Consider the following 2160-nt stretch of genomic DNA (forward strand, 5'->3'; position numbering starts at 1 on the left):
GGACATTTAAAAACCGATTTTAGGCTGGCAAAAAATTACTTCATCGGAGAAACGGGACCACAAATCAATGCATTACTAGCTGCAACCGCTTGGAACATGAAGAAAATGATGGAACTACTGAAACAGAAAATTATTTTCTTATTTTGTAAGATACAAATTATGCTGTTTTCTAATCCTGTTTTTAAAAATAAATTAAATAGTGGGTTTTGTTAAGGAACGACTATCTAAATCTAAAATAATATTGTACTACATAAGCATAGGAAGAAATAGTGCCAGCTGTATAATGAACCTGCATCATAAATTTTTTTGTAGAATTGCAACATTTACAACTCTGCTGGTCTCAAAATCAACATTTCGCTATAAAATGACATATTCTAAAAGTGTTAAACTTTATACAATTATAGAAAAGAATCAATAAATTCTTCTTCAGAAATGTAAAGATTTTATTCTTTAATGCCTTCGACTTTCCGACTATGCGCAAACTAATATTAACACATTAGAATTTTGTATATTTAGAGAAAACTATTAAATATTCCATGATTACTTCAATTCAACTTCTTAAAAAGAGAATAGATGAACTAACCTTTGAAGAAATGGCTTTCGTTCATCTTTCAACGAGCAATTCTCCAATATTTGTTAAAAATTATCAGCTCCGTTCAACACTGTCATTTATCTATCAAAATATTTGTCATGCTTTAGTAAACGAGGCAAGCAAACAACTGATGCCCTATCTCTCATTGTGCGCCATTTTAGATCAATTGGGAATTTGCTACGATAGAAAAGACAAAATTAAACCTCGATATGCTAATGGTATCAAAAGGGCTCTAGTAAATTTTTCTGAACTAGTAGAAGATGATAAATTAATTGATGTGCTTTACGCATTAAGAAATGGACTTTTACATAATTTAAGCTTAACATCTTTCGATAAATTCAAAAATAAGTTTTACAAATTCCGCTACAACATTGAAATTGAAGGCATATATCAAGATGCCGAAATTGAATGGAATAGTAACTATGCAACATTAGACACTGACCCTGAGAAATATACAACTCATATAAATGTTGAAAAATTACGAGCATTAGTATTTGGAAGCATTGATAAAGCAAATGATCTTAATCAAAACTCTTTACTAGAATTGAGACTTGAAGGACGTCTCCGTCAACTTTACTTTGATTACGTTCGTGCTGTTGAAATTGAATAATAATAAAATAGTGCCTATAACTGTTTCAGCAGATTTCCTCTAATTAAAAACTAATAACTATCCAAAATATTGACTTAAAAAAATAAAATGACATTAACACAAAATAATGCAGAAATGAAATATTATAAATCAGTGATTTTCACTAAAACAAAACTGGAAGGCTTTTTTAGATATACAGATGAATTTCAAATTTATCCTTTACAGCATGATGCTCTTAAAAATGTGAAAAGATATAAACATTATCCTGTCATTATAGAATTTAAGATTGAAGAAAGGGAATGGGTGATACCAAAAAAGGACTTCTCATTTGCAGGAGATTTATATGATAAAGATGCTCATGAGCTTTTGGCGACTGCGATGACAAAATTAGATAAAATTATTAATTTGATTAATTTATTTAGCACACATTTGTTTTTTAGATATGAAGATACTGATGGATTTTGGACTATTCCAGCTACTTCAGAAAAATCAGATGAACAAATAAGATTAATAGAACATTCTGATTTTTTATATAAACTCTTTTTTATCAAAAATTTCACCTATCAGTGCTTAATTGATGGTTTGACAGCAAACATTGAAAGTAATTTTAATCAAATAGAGTATGTTGATCACAATATTTACTATTCTCAGGATCCAAACTATGACTACAACACTTTAGCACCTATAAAATTTCCCGATTTTATATTCTATGGACTAAACGGATATTTTGCATTATCTGAAATCGAAAAAAAAGTTATTGATATTACTATTGAGCCTGTTTAAATTTTATTCAATAAATTTTTTATAGCGGATAATTTTACCATATTTTCAGAATTTTCCATTAGTAATTCGTAATTCCTGCATAATCTCCTGTCGTTATCAAACCAGGAAAATGTCCGTTCAATAATCCATCTTTTAGAAAAGGGCTTAAAATCTGTTTTCTTTTCATCATTTCTCATCACCACATTGATTAGATAAG

At 28.9% G+C, this 2160-nt stretch carries 3 protein-coding genes and 1 pseudogene; 3 read left to right on the top strand and 1 reads right to left on the bottom strand.

Going from position 1 to position 2160, the window contains the following annotated elements:
- The 3 genes and pseudogenes from AP75_RS14430 to AP75_RS13800 form a co-directional block, all read left to right on the top strand.
- Window positions 1-213 (top strand): annotated as a pseudogene (locus AP75_RS14430) (hypothetical protein); the annotation flags it as partial.
- Between the two features lie 323 nt (window positions 214-536).
- Window positions 537-1202 (top strand): hypothetical protein, encoded by a 666-nt coding sequence (locus tag AP75_RS13795; protein WP_031501601.1) that lies wholly within the window; start codon window positions 537-539, stop codon window positions 1200-1202.
- Window positions 1203-1289: 87 nt separating this feature from the next.
- Window positions 1290-1964 carry a hypothetical protein gene (locus AP75_RS13800; RefSeq protein ID WP_088264993.1) on the top strand — a complete coding sequence of 225 codons (675 nt, stop codon included), beginning with the start codon at window positions 1290-1292 and terminating at the stop codon, window positions 1962-1964.
- Here AP75_RS13800 and AP75_RS13805 read toward each other — a convergent pair.
- A partial coding sequence (locus AP75_RS13805; protein WP_139175304.1) for a transposase occupies window positions 1961-2160 on the bottom strand: 200 nt, incomplete at its 5' end. The genes AP75_RS13800 and AP75_RS13805 overlap by 4 nt on opposite strands.

Source organism: Kaistella haifensis DSM 19056 (assembly GCF_000735695.2).
GTDB classification, from domain to species: domain Bacteria; phylum Bacteroidota; class Bacteroidia; order Flavobacteriales; family Weeksellaceae; genus Kaistella; species Kaistella haifensis.